Annotated in this window: 13 protein-coding genes and 1 riboswitch; of the genes, 4 read left to right on the plus strand and 9 right to left on the minus strand. The window is 69.1% G+C overall.

Annotation, left to right across the window (positions count from 1 at the left end; translation table 11 throughout):
• Positions 1 to 29: 29 nt before the first annotated feature.
• From FHS28_RS23225 to thiC, 5 genes are read right to left on the minus strand one after another with little or no spacing between them, the layout of a single operon-like run.
• Positions 30 to 1727 (minus strand): bifunctional hydroxymethylpyrimidine kinase/phosphomethylpyrimidine kinase, encoded by a 1698-nt coding sequence (locus tag FHS28_RS23225; protein WP_088454419.1) that lies wholly within the window; start codon positions 1725 to 1727, stop codon positions 30 to 32.
• Positions 1727 to 2596, minus strand: coding sequence for a thiazole synthase (locus FHS28_RS23230; RefSeq protein ID WP_088454418.1), 870 nt, complete (start codon positions 2594 to 2596; stop codon positions 1727 to 1729). Before FHS28_RS23230 ends, FHS28_RS23225 begins: the two co-directional genes overlap by 1 nt.
• 1 nt (position 2597) lies before the next feature.
• Complete coding sequence (gene thiS, locus FHS28_RS23235; protein ID WP_221194208.1) at positions 2598 to 2813, minus strand: sulfur carrier protein ThiS; 216 nt, start codon at positions 2811 to 2813, stop codon at positions 2598 to 2600.
• Positions 2810 to 4072 (minus strand): FAD-dependent oxidoreductase, encoded by a 1263-nt coding sequence (locus FHS28_RS23240; protein ID WP_184295524.1) that lies wholly within the window; start codon positions 4070 to 4072, stop codon positions 2810 to 2812. The genes thiS and FHS28_RS23240 overlap by 4 nt, the downstream gene beginning before the upstream one ends.
• A gap of 3 nt (positions 4073 to 4075) precedes the next feature.
• The gene (gene thiC / locus FHS28_RS23245; protein WP_088454417.1) at positions 4076 to 6094 is read right to left on the minus strand and encodes a phosphomethylpyrimidine synthase ThiC; all 2019 of its coding nucleotides are present in this window, start codon (positions 6092 to 6094) and stop codon (positions 4076 to 4078) included.
• Positions 6095 to 6245: 151 nt separating this feature from the next.
• Positions 6246 to 6368: riboswitch (TPP riboswitch) on the minus strand.
• Positions 6369 to 6753: 385 nt separating this feature from the next.
• On the opposite strand from thiC, the gene FHS28_RS23250 reads away from it, so the two are divergent.
• The gene (locus FHS28_RS23250; protein ID WP_184295527.1) at positions 6754 to 7584 is read left to right on the plus strand and encodes an energy transducer TonB; all 831 of its coding nucleotides are present in this window, start codon (positions 6754 to 6756) and stop codon (positions 7582 to 7584) included.
• 19 nt (positions 7585 to 7603) lie between these two features.
• On the opposite strand, the gene FHS28_RS23255 is transcribed toward FHS28_RS23250, so the two are convergent.
• Entirely contained in the window at positions 7604 to 8566 is a 963-nt protein-coding gene (locus tag FHS28_RS23255; protein WP_088454415.1) for a LysR family transcriptional regulator, read from the minus strand.
• A 120-nt stretch (positions 8567 to 8686) separates the two neighbouring features.
• Here FHS28_RS23255 and FHS28_RS23260 point away from each other — a divergent pair, with 120 nt between their 5' ends.
• The 3 genes from FHS28_RS23260 (at position 8687) to FHS28_RS23270 (ending at position 11567) form a co-directional block, all read left to right on the plus strand.
• Entirely contained in the window at positions 8687 to 9298 is a 612-nt protein-coding gene (locus FHS28_RS23260) for an FMN-dependent NADH-azoreductase (protein WP_088454414.1), read from the plus strand.
• Positions 9299 to 9361: 63 nt separating this feature from the next.
• Entirely contained in the window at positions 9362 to 10237 is an 876-nt protein-coding gene (locus FHS28_RS23265) for a pirin family protein (RefSeq protein ID WP_088454413.1), read from the plus strand.
• A 55-nt stretch (positions 10238 to 10292) separates the two neighbouring features.
• Positions 10293 to 11567: a hypothetical protein gene (locus FHS28_RS23270; RefSeq protein ID WP_184295530.1), complete on the plus strand. Its 1275-nt coding sequence runs from the start codon at positions 10293 to 10295 to the stop codon at positions 11565 to 11567.
• Here the strand turns inward: FHS28_RS23270 and FHS28_RS23275 are convergent.
• From FHS28_RS23275 to FHS28_RS23285, 3 genes are read right to left on the minus strand one after another with little or no spacing between them, the layout of a single operon-like run.
• Complete coding sequence (locus FHS28_RS23275) at positions 11564 to 12508, minus strand: pirin family protein (protein ID WP_088454411.1); 945 nt, start codon at positions 12506 to 12508, stop codon at positions 11564 to 11566. The two genes, FHS28_RS23270 and FHS28_RS23275, sit on opposite strands and share 4 nt — an antisense overlap.
• Positions 12505 to 12933 carry a Cu(I)-responsive transcriptional regulator gene (gene cueR, locus FHS28_RS23280; RefSeq protein ID WP_088454410.1) on the minus strand — a complete coding sequence of 143 codons (429 nt, stop codon included), beginning with the start codon at positions 12931 to 12933 and terminating at the stop codon, positions 12505 to 12507. Before cueR ends, FHS28_RS23275 begins: the two co-directional genes overlap by 4 nt.
• A complete protein-coding gene (locus FHS28_RS23285) occupies positions 12930 to 15443 on the minus strand; it encodes a heavy metal translocating P-type ATPase (protein WP_088454409.1) in 2514 nt (837 codons plus the stop codon). The genes cueR and FHS28_RS23285 overlap by 4 nt, the downstream gene beginning before the upstream one ends.
• Positions 15444 to 15534: the final 91 nt, after the last annotated feature.

The raw sequence follows: 15534 nt of genomic DNA on the forward strand, positions 1-15534 counted from the left end.
GCGGCCGAAGCCGGTGAGGTCCGGCGTCGTCAGGCGACTGGGCTGAGCTGCTCGCCCAGCCTTGCCCTCCACGACTCCGCTGCCCGGACGAGGCACACCGCTGACGCGCCGGCCTGCCACGCAGCCTCCACCTGGCGCTCCTCCAGAATGCCGCCAATGGCCACCACCGGCCGACCGGCCATCGCGGACCACCAGGCCAACTGCGCCATGCCTTGCGGCTGCCAGGGCATGTCCTTGGTCGTGGTGGGCCAGAGCGGGCCGCAGGCGATGTAGGTCGGCGCGACCGCGCGCGCCCGGCACAATTCCCAGAGGCTGTGGCTGGAGAGCCCCAACTGAAGCTGTCCCTGCCGGCAGCGCTCCTGCAGATCGGCCCGTTGATCGGGCGTCAGCGATGTCCAGTCCTCCTGGCCCAGATGCAGTGCGGTGGCACCAGCATCGAGCGCCAACCGCCAGTGGTCGTTGATCCAGACGGTGCAGCGGCTGCCCGAGGTGCTGTCCAGGGCCTGCCGAATGCTGGCGCGCAAGGTGTCGTCACTGGCCGTGCCGCCGGGGCCCCGCTTGATCCGCAACTGCACATGCTCGAACACACCGGACGTCGCCAGGGCGGTCACCCGTGAGGGCTGGTCGGTGATGGCGTACAGCCCGCGGCGGAAGTCGTGAGACGCCGGGCGTTGCAGAGCGTCGGACCACTGCTGCAATCGCGCATCCGACAGCACCTCGTCATCGGCCTGGGACATCAGCGGCATCGCCGCAGCCTCGGAGACGAACCCGCTGCCGGGGCGCAGCGGTCCGGCGCCAGTGCCGGCAGCATGCCCGTCGCGCAGGGCGGTCCAGGTCAGCATTTTGGCCAGGATCACCGCATCCGGCAGCGGGAAGCCCCGCGCCAGGGCCGCCGCAGCGGCGGTGGCGAAGGTGCAGCCCGAGCCATGGTGATGCATCGGCTGACCCGGCGCTGCATGCAGACGCGGAAGGGCCATCCAGCCGGTGGCGAGCGGCGAGTCCAGCCAGTCCAGCGCGAGCGCCGGCGCAGGGCCCGATGCCGACAACAATGCCGATGCCGATGCCGATGCCGATGCCGATGCCAGGGCACCCGTCGCCACATCATCTCCCCCGGTGATGCACACCGCCTGCGGTCCCAGCCGACGCAGCCGACGTGCCAGCTCCGGCACGCTGAACTGCCCTGCGGCAACACCCAGCAGTCGCTCCGCCTCTCGCCGGTTGGGCGTGATGAGCGTCGCCTGGGGTAGCAGCTGATGCCGGTAGGCGGCCAGCAGTTCATCGTTGCAGAAGGCGGTGCCGCCAGCACTGGCACCCAGCACCGGATCGACGACCAGCAGCGCATCCCCGCGCTGCGCCAGCAGCACATCGACGGCCGAGGCCCTCGCCAGCAATCCGGTCTTGATCACCCGTGCCGGCAGGTCGGCCCGGAGCGCCTGCAACTGAGCCCGCAAGGCGGACGGGTCCACCGGAAAGACGCCTTGCACGCCCATCGAGTTTTGCGCCGTGATCGCAGCCACGACGGTGCACAGATGCACGCCCATGGCAGCCGCGGCCCGGGTGTCTGCCGCCAGACCGGCGCCGCCGCCGCTGTCGGTGCCGGCCACGCTCCACATCAGCGGCGGCGTGGGATCGTCCGTCCAGGGGCGCAGCGTGGGCGACCAGAGGTCCACCCCCGGGGACCACGGCGAGGGAAGCGACGGATGCGGCACACGGACCTGCGGGGTCATCACTGATCCCCCAGCAGAAACGCATGGCCACTGACCGGCGTGCTGGCCACCGCCATCGACTGAGGCGCCATCAGCCCGGCACGCCAGGCGTCGCGCCCCGCCTGCACCGCCTGCCGGAAGGCGCCGGCCATGGCCACCGGATCACGGGCCTGAGCAACGGCGCTGTTCAGCAGCACCGCGTCATAACCCAGCTCCATGGCCAGCGCCGCCTGCGACGGCGCACCGATGCCGGCGTCCACCACCAGCACCGTGTCGGGCAGACGCTCCCGCAGCGTACGCAGACCCGTCAGATGCAGCAGCCCCTGACCCGATCCGATCGGTGCGCCCCAAGGCATCAGCAGCGGGCAGCCGGCGTCGAGCAGGCGCCGGCCCATCACCAGATCTTCGGTGCAGTAAGGGAAGACGACGAAGCCTTCGCGCACCAGCTCGGTGGCAGCGGCCAGCAGTTCGATCGGGTCCGGCTGCAGGGTGTAGTCGTCCCCCACCACTTCCAGCTTGATCCATGGCGTGTCGTAGAGCTCGCGGGCCATGTGGGCCAGGGCGACGGCCTCCCGCGCGCTGCGACAGCCGGCCGTGTTCGGCAGCAGCCGAGCGCCGCGGGCGCGGGCGTCAGACAGCGCATGCGCGAGGGCGCCGTTGTCGCCCTGCAGCGTGCGCTTGAGGCCGACCGTCAGCACTTCGCTGCCGGAGGCTTCGATCGATTCGCGCAGGACCTGCGGGCTGGGATGGCCGGCGGTGCCGAGGAAGAAGCGGCTGCTCAGGGAGACCTCTCCGATGCGCAGGGGATCGGTGGGGGACGGCGTTGTCTGGGGCGTGGGTGGTGTCTGGGACGTGCCGGAACCCTGAGGCGCTTGGGGTAGGTGAGACATGTCAGCCTCCGACGATGGGTTGGAAGAGCAGGACCTGATCGCCGTCCGACAGCGGCGTGGCGGCGCGGGCAGCACGGGGAACGAAGCGTCCATTCAGCGCGGTGGCGACGCTCGTGGGCACCAGCGCTTCCCGCGCCAGCAGGTCGGACAGGTGGCTACCCGCAGGCACTTGCAGCGGACGGTCGTCCAGGCGGATGGTGATGGTGTCGGCAGTCATGAGGACGAAGGCGGAAGGGGGATGCCCGCAAGGGGAGACAGTGGGGAAAACGCAGGAGGAGACGCAGGAGGAAACGCAGGAGGAAACGCTGGCGTCGGTGGCGTCGGTGGCGTCGGTGGGATCGTTCTCTCGCCCACGGGTGGGCGGAGAGGCGACTGCTGGTGCGGCACCGCGGCCGGAGCCGCACCAGCAGCAGCAGCTGCAGCCGTGATGGGCGCCACCTGCGCCAGCGCATGCAGGCTCGCCAGCCCCGCGCCGCCCAGCATGTGCTCGACCATCGCCGGCGCCAGCAGCCAGCCGTGCCGGTACAGCCCGTTGAGGCGCAACAGCCCGGGGGCGTGCGCCAGCGCCGGCAGGTTGTCCGGCAGCGCTGGGCGCAGATGCCGATCCAGCCGCAGGATGCGCGCTTCCGTCAGGGCCGGCATCACGCTGTGCGCCGCGGCCATCAGCTCCACCGCCGAGCGCAGCGACACGGGGCTGCGGTCTTCACTTTCGATTTCGCTCGCACCCACGGCCAGCTCATCCGCCGTACGCGGCACGAGGTAGACACGATGCCGCGGATGCAGCAGCCGCACCGGCCGACGCAGTCCATGGCCGGGCAGCGACAGGGTCACGATCTCTCCGCGCACGCCCCGCACCGGCAGGTCGGGGGCGGCGCCCAGGCCCCGGGTGTCGATCACCCAGTCGGCGGCGAGCCGCTCCCCGGAGGTCAGCACCAGGGCGCAGGGCATCACCGCCTGCACCGCGCATCCCCATCGCCAGTCCACATGCGGAGCGGATTGCAACAGCGCCCGCATCGCCGCGACCGGTCCGATCAAGCCTTCTTCCGGCAGCAGCCAGCCATGCAGACCGGGCACCAGCGTCGGCTCCAGCGCCTGCAAGGCCGACGCCGACAGCGCCTCCGATCCCGGAATCAGCGCCAGGATGCGCTGTGCCGAACCGAGATCGCTGCGATGGGCCAGCAGCAGACTCCCGTCACGCCGGAAAGGCACTTCCAATGGCCGCAGGGCCTGGACGATGCCTGTCCACAGCGTCAGCGAACGCCATCCCCAGGCGGCCACCCGCGCACCGCCCTGTTCCTGCTCGGCCAGGGGACTGAGCATGCCGGCCGCGGTGAAGGCCGCGGCGCCGGTGCCGTCGAAGCGGGCGCCGGCGTCCGGCGACGGGTCGCAGACCGTCACCGCATGGCCGGTCCGGCTCAGGGCCCACGCGCAGAGGCGGCCGGCCAGGCCAGCGCCGGCGATGAGGATCCTGGCCATGGCTCAGGCGGGCTGGATGGGAATGTAGAGCTCGCTGCCTGCGGCGCGGAACTCCGCGCTCTTGGCGCGCATGCCCGCCGCCACGCCTGCATCCAGGCCCGCTTCCGCGCCTGCTTCCGCGCCTGCTTCGCCCCGGCCCTGCGTCGCGGCCTGCCCATCGGCCTCCAGCCTGGCGCTGTAGTCCCGCACATCCTGCGTGATCTTCATCGAGCAGAACTTGGGCCCGCACATCGAGCAGAAGTGGGCCACCTTGGCGCTGTCCTTGGGCAGCGTCTCATCGTGGAACTCGCGTGCCGTCTCCGGATCCAGTCCGAGGTTGAACTGGTCTTCCCAGCGGAATTCGAAGCGTGCCTTGGAGAGCGCATCGTCCCGCGCCCGCGCCGCCGGATGGCCCTTGGCGATGTCGGCCGCGTGGGCCGCGATGCGGTAGGCCATCAGGCCCTGCTTGACGTCGTCGCGGTCGGGCAGGCCCAGATGCTCCTTCGGCGTCACATAGCAAAGCATGGCGCAGCCGAACCAGCCGATCATTGCGGCGCCGATGCCGCTGGTGATGTGGTCGTAGCCCGGGGCGATGTCGGTGGTCAGCGGGCCCAGGGTGTAGAACGGCGCTTCATCGCAGTGCTTGAGCTGCTCGGTCATGTTGGCCTGGATCATGTGCATCGGCACATGGCCCGGGCCTTCGATCATCGTCTGCACATCGTGCTTCCACGCGATCTTGGTCAGCTCACCCAGGGTGCGCAGCTCGGCAAACTGGGCCTCGTCGTTCGCATCCGCCAGCGAGCCGGGGCGCAGGCCGTCCCCCAGCGAGAAGCTGACGTCATACGCCTTCATGATCTCGCAGATCTCCTCGAAGTGGGTGTAGAGGAAGTTCTCGCGATGGTGGGCAATGCACCACTTGGCCAGGATGGAGCCGCCGCGGGAGACGATGCCGGTGCGGCGCTTCACCGTCATCGGCACAAAGGGCAGGCGCACGCCCGCATGGATGGTGAAGTAGTCCACCCCCTGCTCGGCCTGCTCGATCAGCGTGTCGCGGAAGAGTTCCCAGGTCAGGTCCTCGGCCACGCCGCCCACCTTCTCCAGCGCCTGGTAGATGGGCACGGTGCCGATGGGCACGGGGCTGTTGCGGATGATCCAGTCGCGGGTGGTGTGGATGTTGCGCCCAGTGGAGAGGTCCATCACCGTGTCCGCGCCCCAACGGGTGGCCCACACCAGTTTCTCGACTTCCTCCTCGATGCCGGAGCTCACCGCCGAATTGCCGATGTTGGCATTGACCTTCACCAGGAAGTTGCGGCCGATGATCATCGGCTCCAGCTCCGGATGGTTGATGTTGGCCGGCAGGATGGCGCGGCCGCGAGCGATCTCGTCCCGCACGAACTCAGGCGTGATGAAGCCGGGGATGGTGGCGCCGAGGCCCTGGCCGCGCAGGCGGCTTTCGCGTTCGGCGTCGGCGCAGTACTCCTTCATCCAGGCGCGGCGGCCGTTTTCCCGGATGGCCACGTATTCCATCTCGGCGGTGATGATGCCGCGGCGGGCATAGTGCATCTGCGTGACGTTGCCGCCGCTGCGGGCGCGTCGCGGTGCGCGGGTGAGGGCGTCGGTCTGGGCGCGCAGGGCCTGCTGCTGGGTGGCTTCGCGCAGGCCATCGTCGAAGAGCTGGATGGGGCGCCCGGTGTAGGGCTCGGTATCGGCACGTGCTTCGATCCAGGCGGCACGGGGCGAGGGCAGGCCGCGGCGCACGTCGGTGGCCTGCGCCGGATCGGTGTAGGGGCCGGAGGTGTCATACACCGCGACACGCTCGCCGTTGGTCAGCTGGATGTCGCGCAGCGGCACCCGCAGGTCCGGGAACAGCGTGCCCGGCTCGTAGGTCTTGGTGGACGCCGGCAGCGGGGCACGGCTGGCGGCCAGGCGCTGCTGCACGTCCAGCGGCTGCACGGCGGCCGGGGAGGCGGCTGCGGACGACGAAGGGGACGCGGAACCCTGCGGCTGCAGGACAGGGACATCAGGGGACAGGTGTTGCGACATCGAGGCTTCTCCGGTAGGGCACCGGAGGCTGGGCCTGAACGGAACGCGGGCGCGATCGACCAGGACCCGGCCGCACAACGGGACTCATCGCTTGGGCCATCCGCCAGAAGGGGAGGACTCTGCAAGGTCACCACCCAGGACGTTTCCTGGGGCGCGAGGGGCAGGCTCTTCTTACGCCGGTACGAACCGGATCAAGTTCAGCGGGTCCATGGCTTCTTCGCCATGTCTCAGCCCGTGCCGCGATGTGCGGCCCAGGGCTCCCCGGAGCAGGCCCGCAGTATAGGAGCGTTCCGAACCGAGGCTCAAGATCGCTGCAGTCTGGCGGAGCGTCGCAGGCACGACATGGGGGCGCGCCGCACCGCCGCGGGGCGGGTCCATCCGGGGGCTGCACCATGTGATGGCAGTGCCCTGAGACGTCCGCCGGGCGCGCGCAAACGCCGATGTCATCGGCCTTTCCTCGTCGTTACATCTCCGTGCAACCCGCACATGCATGCCGGGCGCATCTGCGGTGTTTTTTTACGATCAATGCGGCAAACACGGCACAAACCTCGGGCAAATACCGAGCGTGCGTCGCGGGGGTGACTTCTTACACTTTGTCTCCATTGGCCGCGAGTTTGCTTACAAAGAAGAAGCGGCATTGCCTTAAGAGGGTGGGAATCATGAGCAGTCGTTCTCGCATGGGCCTGGTGCCCAGCTGTCTGTCGGTATGCCTGATGCTGGCCGGGGGCAGTGTGTGGGCGCAGGCCACCGGGGCCAGCGCGCCGGGCACCACGCCAGCGGCCGCCGCCGCGGCCACCGATAACAAGGCCCAGCTCAGCGATGTCGAGCGCGCCAAGCGCGATGCCGACAAGGTCTTCCAGTGGATCAAGTTCCACGCGGAAAAGGGCGAGACCAAGAAACCCGAACATCAGGCAAAGACCGACGCCAAGCCGGAGCCCAAGCCGCAACCGGCCGTGGCCAAGTCCGCCGCACCGGCCCCGGCGCGCAAGTCCGACGAGGACAGCCGCACCGTGGTGGCCGCCGCTTCCGATTCACAGCGTGGCGATGCAGGCGGCGGCATGACCCGCACCTCGCTGACCTCCAGCAGTGCAGGCGCTGCCAGCACCACGCCGCCCGCCTACACCGGTCGCATTCCCGAGAGCATGGCGATGGCCGCCCCGGCCACCGCGCCGGTGGTGGGTGCTCCCGCAGCGCCGGCCCAGCAGCCGGAGCCCGAACCTGCGCCGCTGCCGGAAGAAGACACGCCGCTGCGCCTGGTCAACAAGGTGGATCCGGAATATCCGCGCGCACTGCTGACCCAGCAGCGCAATGGCTCGGTCATGGTGAAGTTTGTCGTGCAGACCGACGGTTCGGTGGAACAGGTGGAAGCCATCAAGTCGCCGGACCGCAAGCTCAGCGTTGCCGCCGTGGCTGCGGTGAAGCAGTGGCGCTTCGCCCCGATCAACAAGCCGCGCCCGGTCAGCGTGGAAATCGGCTTCCAGATGGAATGAGGCCCGTGGTGCCGGAGGCTCACGTCGTCGTGGGCGTCCGGTATCGCTCAAAGAGCGGCGCCTGATCCAGCGGCGTCAGCACCTCCGCCAGCGCGTCCAGAAACACCCGGGTTCTCAGCGGCATCAAGCGCCGCTGCGGAAACACCGCCCAGCAGGTGCTGGGTTCGGCGCACCATTGCGGCAGCACCCGCACCAGCTCGCCGCGGTCAACAAAGGTCTGCGCATACTGGTTGCCGACCCAGGTGATGCCCAGCCCGTCCCGTGCCATCTGCAGCAGCATGTCCGGCGCGTTGACCAGGGTGCGCTTCTCCGGCACGCCCACCCAGGTGGCCTGCGATTCCGGCGCTTCGCCGACGTGGGAGATCAGCCGCCAGGGCAGCGCGTCCCCGCTGCGTCCCAGAATCATCAGCCCATGCATGCTGATCAGACCTTCCGGCATCTGCGGCTCACCGTGACGCTGCAGATAGGACGGTGAGGCATACAGCCCGCTGCCGAAAATGGCCATGCGCCGCGCGGCGAGCTGACTGTCCGCCGGCAGCTCGCCCATGCGCAGCGCCAGGTCGAAGCCCTCGGCGATCAGGTCGACACGCCGGGGAGACAGATCCAGCTCCAGCTGCACTTCCGGATAGGCCCCCACGAACTGGCTGAGCATCGGCCGCAGCATCTGATGGGCGAAGTCCGCGGGCATGGAGACCCGCAGCCGGCCCGTTGGCCGCTGCTGCCGGTGCAGGGCCAGCGCCAGCGCGCCGTCCACCTCCCCGGCCAGCGCTCGCGCATGCTCCAGCACGCCCTGCCCGAATTCGGTGAGCGTCAGCCGCCGGGTAGTGCGCTGCAGCAGCTTCTCACCCAGCCGCTCCTCCAGGGCCGCAATGCGCCGGGACACGGTGGATTTGGGCAGCTGCAGGCGCTCGGCGGCGCGGCTGAAACTGCCCGCATCCATCACGCGGGCGAAGACGAGCAGGTCATCGGCATCAAGGCTCATGGCAACGTGATTGTTCTATCAGTGGAACAATCTTATCCAAACGGTGGTCTTCTGGTGCTCAGGGGTTCTCAATACAGTGAAGCCATTCCCTCACACCCCTGATGCAACCGGAGAGTCACCATGAACATCCTGCAAATTAACTCCAGCGCCCGCCGTCTGCATGACGGCCAAGGTTCGGTCTCCACCCTGCTGGCCAATGAAGTGGTCGCTGGCCTGGTGGCCCGCAACCCCGGCGCCAAGACCACCGTGCACGATCTGGCCGCCAACCCGCTGCCTCCGATGGACGAAGCCACGCTGGGCGCCCTGTTCACCCCGGGTGAGCAGCGCAGCACGGACCAGCAGGCCCGCGTCGCCCTGAACGACAGCCTGATCGGCGAACTGCAGGCCGCCGACGTGGTCGTGCTGGCCGCCCCGATGATCAACTTCGGCGTGAGCTCGCAGCTGAAGAACTGGATCGATGCGGTCGCCCGCGCTGGCGTGACCTTCCGCTACGGCGCCAATGGCCCCGAAGGCCTGGTCACCGGCAAGAAGGTGATTGTGGTGACCACCCGCGGCGGTGTGCATCGCGGCCAGCCGACCGACAATGTGGTGCCTTACCTGAAGGTCGCACTGGGCTTCCTGGGCATGACCGATGTGGACTTCATCTACGCCGAAGGCCTGAACATGGGTCCGGAAGCCACCGCCCAGGGCCTGGCGGGCGCCCGCGCCGACATCGCGGCGGTGCTGGCCTGATCGCGAGGGGACCGTCCAAAGACGGGCGGTCCATTGAACGCTCTCCAAGGAAAGGAAAAATTCATGTCTGCCGTTGTTTCCCCGAACTTCACCGTTGCGACGCCTCGTCAGGTCGAGCGCCTGGTGCAGGGGATGGCCACCAGCGACGGGGCGGGCGTCAAGCTCACCCGCGTGCTGACCCATGACCTGCAGCGGCGGCTGGATCCTTTCCTGATGCTGGACGCTTTTGGCACCGACAACGCCGACGACTACATCGCCGGCTTCCCCGACCATCCGCACCGCGGCTTCGAGACGGTGACCTACATGCTGGAAGGCCAGATGCGTCACCGCGACTCCGCCGGCAATGAAGGCCTGCTGGGCAGTGGTGGTGTGCAGTGGATGACGGCCGGCCGCGGTGTGATTCACTCCGAATTGCCGGAGCAGCAGGAGGGCCGCATGGAAGGCTTCCAGCTGTGGCTGAACCTGGCCGGCCGCGACAAGATGCGCGACCCCTGGTACCGGGACATCACCAGCGCCGAGATTCCGGAAGCCCGGCTGCCGGGTGGCACGGTGCGGGTGATCGCCGGCAGCAGCCATGGCGTGGACGGCGCGATGCAGCGCGAGACCACCGAGCCGCTGTACCTGGACATCCACCTGGCAGCCGGCGCGCATTTCGAGCAGCTGATTCCCCAAGGCCATAACGCCTTCCTGTATGTCTACCGGGGTGACGTGCGCTTTGACACCGGCTGCAAGGTGCCGGCCGGACGGATGGCCATCCTCGCCAACACGGCGGGTGCGGATGGCGTCCGGTTCGATGCGGGCGACGACGGTGCGCGGCTGATCCTGATCGCCGGCAAGCCGCTGAACGAGCCGATTGCGCAGTACGGTCCCTTCGTCATGAACACCGAAGGCGAATTGCTGCAGGCGGTGCGGGACTTCCAGGCGGGACGCTTCGCCTGAACTTCTGCTGCGGCCGCCCGACTGAGGGAGTTTCGCGACTTCAGGAGGGCGGCGCATGTCGTTATCGATCTCACGGGGCGCCCCCTCGGGAGCGGCTCTGGACCCGTCGGCGCAGACCGACGCAGCAGGCAGTTCCTCTGCCCACGCGGGGAGGGCGGAGCGGGCCCCGTCACCACCGCAGGTACAGCTCCACACACCGACCCAGACCGCGCCCCGGTCCCTTCCGTTGCAGCAGGCGCTGTATTTCACCAGCGATGTCCCGTTGCGGCTCTTTCTGGGCACCGACCTGGCCGTGGCGGTCCGTCGCGAGCTTGATGGCGCACTGGAGGGTCTGGAGCAAGCCATGGCCCCGGTCGACCTGCACCGACGCCTGCCTGCTACGCTGGGACAATTGAAGGACTCGCTGGACCGGGACGATGATCGGCTCGCGCAGATGCTGGGTCACGGCAAGCGCTGGCTGACCGGGCTGCTGCGTCTGCTGGAGACGCATCCCAATGTGGACATCACGGACCGACGGGCCGCCTGTGAGCTGCTGGTCGACGGCTTCCATGCCCAACTGAGCCCGCCCGCGACCCTCTTCGGTCAGGCACTCAGTGCCCTGAGGGACCGCCTGCCCGGTGGTGCCGACGCGCGCGGTTTCCGCATGCTGCTTCAGCAGCGGGTGCTGCAGGCCATGCTGGATCAGTGGCCGCAGGAGACCGGTGCGCGCAAGATGAGTGCGCATCAGCGGGTGAGGGCCTTGATGACGGGTTTCGGCGTCCCAGTCGACCCGTCAGGATCCAAATCGGCGGGCGCAGCCCTCCCAGTGGAACAGCTGAACCGGGCAGCCCCCTTTATCGAAGAGCGTCTGCAGAACCAGATCTTCGCGGTGGCCCATGACTTGATGGGGCGCCTGGAAGACTGCTATGAAGGCGCAGCCAGGGCCCCCTTGCCTCGTGCGGAAGGGCTGTCCACCGCGGAAGATGCTTCCGTTCGGGCCGCGCTCAACATGGTGCGTTCCGTGATCGGCGTGAACCTTCTGCCCTTCCTGACGACGCGGGACGCCACCGGGCGCGAGGTCTGGCACTTGCGAACATCCGATCATCTGGCCGACTGCATCAGAGCTGCACTGCCGGAGCTTTCGCCGCCGCACATCACCCCGCCGCACATCACCCCGCCGTCGCTCCACCTGCCAGCGTCCACAGCGCTGGAGGGCGTTGACCCCGCCAGCGACGATGAACTCGAGCCGCTCGGTTCCCCATCGGGCGCCGGCACCTGCGCATCGAACCCGTCCTCGAGCCCATCCTCCGAGGCCTTGCCCGTGCTGCGCAAGCGTCCGGCGGGGCTTTAGGAGAGCGGCTCCGGCGCGACCGGCACCTTCAAGGCCGGCACTGGAGGCGCGAGCAGCCGGGGGCCGACATAGCCGTGCACGGCCCCGAACACCGAGCCGTCCTCCTGTTGGTTCCACTCGGCCGCATACGCATGCATCTCCTCCCGCGTGCGGCCGACAAAGTTCCACCAGAGCAACACAGGCTCGTTGAAGGGCGGTCCGCCAAGCAGCAACGCACGGCTGCGTCCGCCGCCGGAGAGCAGCCTCAGTGACCGGCCGCCCGGCGCCACATACAGCAGCTGACCCGGCTGGCTGAGGCCGGTGTCCTCGTCGCCCACGGTGACGGCCATGTCGCCCTCCAGCACCATCAGCCCGTATTCGTAGTCGGGATGCAGCAGCACTTCGGCCTCGGCAGCATGGGAGGCGCTGAGATCCACGCCCAGCAGCGGCGTGTGGCTGGGCACCGGGGAGCGATGCCCCTGAAATTCGCCCATCAGCAGCATGGTGTCAAAGCCGCCCGTCTTGAACTGTGGCATCACCGGAAAGTGCTCAAACGCTGGCGGCATGTGGCGCACCGCGTCTGGCAGGGCAATCCAGAGCTGGGCCAGTTGCAGGCGGGAGGTCAGCGACTCCTCGGAATGGCTGATGCCCCGTCCCGCCGTCATCAGGTTCACCTGACCGTGCCGCAGCACCTGCTCCGAACCCAGGCTGTCGCGATGCAGGATCTCGCCTTCGATCAGCCAGCTGAAGGTCTGTAGCCCGGTGTGCGGATGCGGACCCACCCGCATCGGGCGGTCAGCGGGCAGGTCGGCCGGGCCCGCGTGGTCCAGGAAGCACCAGGCGCCGACCATGCGGTGCTTGGGCGTGGGCAGGGCGCGGCGGATGGTCAGCCCACCCACATCGCCCAGGTGGGCCTGGAGGCGTTCCCAGCGGGCAGGTGCGGCATCGGTATCGAGAATCATCGGGGGCCTCCTTGGGCAAGGTCATCAAGAATGGGGCAATCGGGGCGATCGTCCCCGTGGCAGCAGTCCGCCAGCTCGGCCAGCGTGCGGCGCATGGCCTGCATCTCGGCCATGCGGCGGTCCAGGTCGGCGATATGGGTCTGCGCAATCCGCTTGACCTGCGCGCTGGCGCGGCGGCGGTTCTGCCACAGTGCCAGCAGTTCGGTGATTTCCGCCATCGAGAATCCAAGGTCTCGGGCGCGGCGAATGAAGCGCAGCAGATGCACCTCGCGCTCACCATAAAGCCGGTAACCGGCCTCGGTGCGGGCGACCGGCGGCAGCAGACCCAGTTGCTCGTAATGGCGCAGCATCTTGGCGGAGACGCCCGAGCGCTCGGCCGCTTCCTTGATCGTCCAGCGCGATTCGTTCCCGAGGATGCCGGTCATCGGGTCTGTCCCTTCCAGCGCTTGAGCAGCAGCGCATTGCCCAGCACCGACACGCTCGACAGCGCCATCGCCGCCCCGGCGATCACCGGGTTCAGCAGCCCCAGGGCCGCCAGCGGAATGCCGAGCAGGTTGTAGACAAAGGCCCAGAACAGGTTTTGGCGGATCTTGCGCACCGTCGCCCGGGAGATGCCGATGGCCTGCGCCACCAGGCGTGGGTCGCCGCGCATCAGCGTGATGCCGGCCGTCTCCATCGCCACGTCGGTGCCGCCGCCCATGGCCAGGCCCACGTCCGCCGCCGCCAGGGCCGGCGCATCGTTGATGCCATCGCCCACCATGGCGACATGGGCCCCGCCGCTGCGCAGGGCGGCGACACGCTGGGCCTTGTCCTCCGGCATCAGTTCGGCGTGGACCTCGTCCAGCTTCAGGCTACCGGCCACCGCCTCGGCCGCCGCGCGGTTGTCGCCGGTCAGCATGACGGTGCGCAGTCCCATCGCGCGCAACTCCGCCACCGCGTCAAAGGCTTCCGGCTTGAGGCGGTCACCGAAGGCGAGCAGGGCCAGGGGCAACGGCGGTTGACCGTCGCGGCGCTCGGCGAGCCAGGACACGGTCATGCCCTGGTGGTGGGCGGGAGCGGATGCTGCCTCGAGCGTCTGGGTGGGCACCCCGAGTGAGATCAGCCACTGCTGGCTGCCGAGCATCAGCGGGCGACCTTGTACCTGTGCCTCGATGCCGCGGCCGGCAACAGCGCGGGTATCGACGGCGGGTGGGAATTGCAGGCTGCGCTGCGCGGCAAGCTCGCGCACCGCGCGGCCCAGCGGATGTTCGCTGCCCTGTTGAAGCCCGGCGGCGAGGGTGAGGGCCTCGTCCTCGGACAAGCCCTCGAAGGGCGTCAGCGATTGCAAATGCGGCCGGCCTTGCGTGAGCGTGCCAGTCTTGTCAAACACCACCGTCGTGACCGCGCGGGCCTGCTCCAGCGCCTGCGCATCCTTGATCAGCAGACCCCGCCGTGCGGCCACGCCGGTGCCCACCATGATGGCGGCGGGTGTGGCCAGGCCCAGGGCGCAGGGGCAGGCGATGACCAGCACCGCCACCGCATGGATCAGCGCCTGCGACCAGTCGCCGCCCGCGACGCCCCAGGCCAGCCAGGTCAGCAGCGCGATGCCGATCACCACCGGCACGAACACCGCACTGACCTGGTCCACCAGACGCTGGATCGGCGCCTTGCGGGCCTGCGCGTTCTCCACCAGCCGCACGATGCGGGACAGCGTGGACTCGGCGCCCAGTGCGGTCACCGTCACCAGCAGCAGGCCTTCGCCGTTGACCGAACCGCCCACCACCGCATCGCCGGGGCCCCGCGACTGGGGCAGGCTTTCGCCGCTGATCATCGATTCATCGACCAGGCTCTGGCCCTCAGCGATGCGGCCGTCAGCCGGCATGCGCTCCCCGGGACGGACCACCAGCAGGTCGCCGCGCTGCAGGCGCGCCAGCGGCACCTCGGTGTCCTGGCCGTTGCGACGCACCCGTGCGGTGTCCGGGCGCAGCGCCTTCAGCGCCGCGAGTGCGCCCAGGGTCTGGCGCTTGGCACGGGCTTCCAGCCACTTGCCCAGCAGCACCAGCGTGATGACGGCGGCGGAGGATTCGAAGTAGAGCGCAGGCTCCGCCCCGGCATGACCGCCATGGGATGCCTCCGTCAACAGCCCATACAGGCTGAGGCCATAGGCGGCGCTGGTGCCCAGGGCCACCAGCAGGTCCATGTTGCCGCTACGATCCTTCAGGGCGGCCCAGCCCGCGCGGTAAAAACGGGCGCCGAGCCAGAACTGCACCGGCGTCGCGAGCAGCCACTGCCACCAGCCGTTCAGCATCCAGTGCTGTCCGATCAGCATGCCCACCATCGGCAGCACCAGCGGGGCGGAGAGCAGGGCCGCCACCAGGACCGGACCACCAGTGGCCGACCAGGGCGTGGGCGGACGTGGCGCAGCGCCGTCCTGCCCGACCGCGCCGGCGCCTGGGTCGGCGATCCCCTCATCGGCCGTCGCGGCATAACCGGCTTTCTCCACCGCCGCCACCAGCGCGGCAGTGCTCACGCCGCCCAGGCTGGTGACCCGCGCCGTCTCGGTCGCGAGATTGACCTCCGCCTGTTGAACCCCGGGCACCCGGCGCAGCGCGCGCTCCACCCGGCCCACGCAGCTCGCACAGGTCATGCCGGTGATGGCCAGTTGCATCGATTGCTCCGGCACCTGGAATCCGGCCCCTTCCACCGCATGCTTCAGCGCTTCGACCGTAAGTGCCGGGTCCGCTTTCACGGTGGCGCGTTCGGTGGCCAGATTCACCTCGGCGCTGACCACGCCCGGCACCGCGTTCAGCCGCTTTTCGACACGGCGCACACAACTGGCGCAGGTCATGCCCTGGATGGGCAACTGGAGCTCGACCGGGGCGGTCGCCCCCACACCGCCCGCCGAGGTAGGCGGGAGGACGGGGGAGGGTGTCGGTGCAGGGGTGGCGGTGTTCATGGTGGAAGTCTCAAGCTTGCCATGATGGGAAGGTCAAGGCCATGCCCCTCCCGGGAGAGGGGCGGCGCATCGAAGGAGGACGGGTGGCTTG

The organism is Roseateles terrae (assembly GCF_014192155.1).
GTDB classification, from domain to species: Bacteria; Pseudomonadota; Gammaproteobacteria; order Burkholderiales; family Burkholderiaceae_C; genus Roseateles; species Roseateles terrae.

Coding starts and splice junctions, on each gene's coding strand:
- FHS28_RS23225 (WP_088454419.1), bottom strand. CDS start 1,727: ATGACCCCGCAGGTCCGTGTGCCGCATCCGTCGCTTCCCTCGCCGTGG.
- FHS28_RS23230 (WP_088454418.1), bottom strand. CDS start 2,596: ATGTCTCACCTACCCCAAGCGCCTCAGGGTTCCGGCACGTCCCAGACA.
- thiS (WP_221194208.1), bottom strand. CDS start 2,813: ATGACTGCCGACACCATCACCATCCGCCTGGACGACCGTCCGCTGCAA.
- FHS28_RS23240 (WP_184295524.1), bottom strand. CDS start 4,072: ATGGCCAGGATCCTCATCGCCGGCGCTGGCCTGGCCGGCCGCCTCTGC.
- thiC (WP_088454417.1), bottom strand. CDS start 6,094: ATGTCGCAACACCTGTCCCCTGATGTCCCTGTCCTGCAGCCGCAGGGT.
- FHS28_RS23250 (WP_184295527.1), top strand. CDS start 6,754: ATGAGCAGTCGTTCTCGCATGGGCCTGGTGCCCAGCTGTCTGTCGGTA.
- FHS28_RS23255 (WP_088454415.1), bottom strand. CDS start 8,566: ATGAGCCTTGATGCCGATGACCTGCTCGTCTTCGCCCGCGTGATGGAT.
- FHS28_RS23260 (WP_088454414.1), top strand. CDS start 8,687: ATGAACATCCTGCAAATTAACTCCAGCGCCCGCCGTCTGCATGACGGC.
- FHS28_RS23265 (WP_088454413.1), top strand. CDS start 9,362: ATGTCTGCCGTTGTTTCCCCGAACTTCACCGTTGCGACGCCTCGTCAG.
- FHS28_RS23270 (WP_184295530.1), top strand. CDS start 10,293: ATGTCGTTATCGATCTCACGGGGCGCCCCCTCGGGAGCGGCTCTGGAC.
- FHS28_RS23275 (WP_088454411.1), bottom strand. CDS start 12,508: ATGATTCTCGATACCGATGCCGCACCTGCCCGCTGGGAACGCCTCCAG.
- cueR (WP_088454410.1), bottom strand. CDS start 12,933: ATGACCGGCATCCTCGGGAACGAATCGCGCTGGACGATCAAGGAAGCG.
- FHS28_RS23285 (WP_088454409.1), bottom strand. CDS start 15,443: ATGAACACCGCCACCCCTGCACCGACACCCTCCCCCGTCCTCCCGCCT.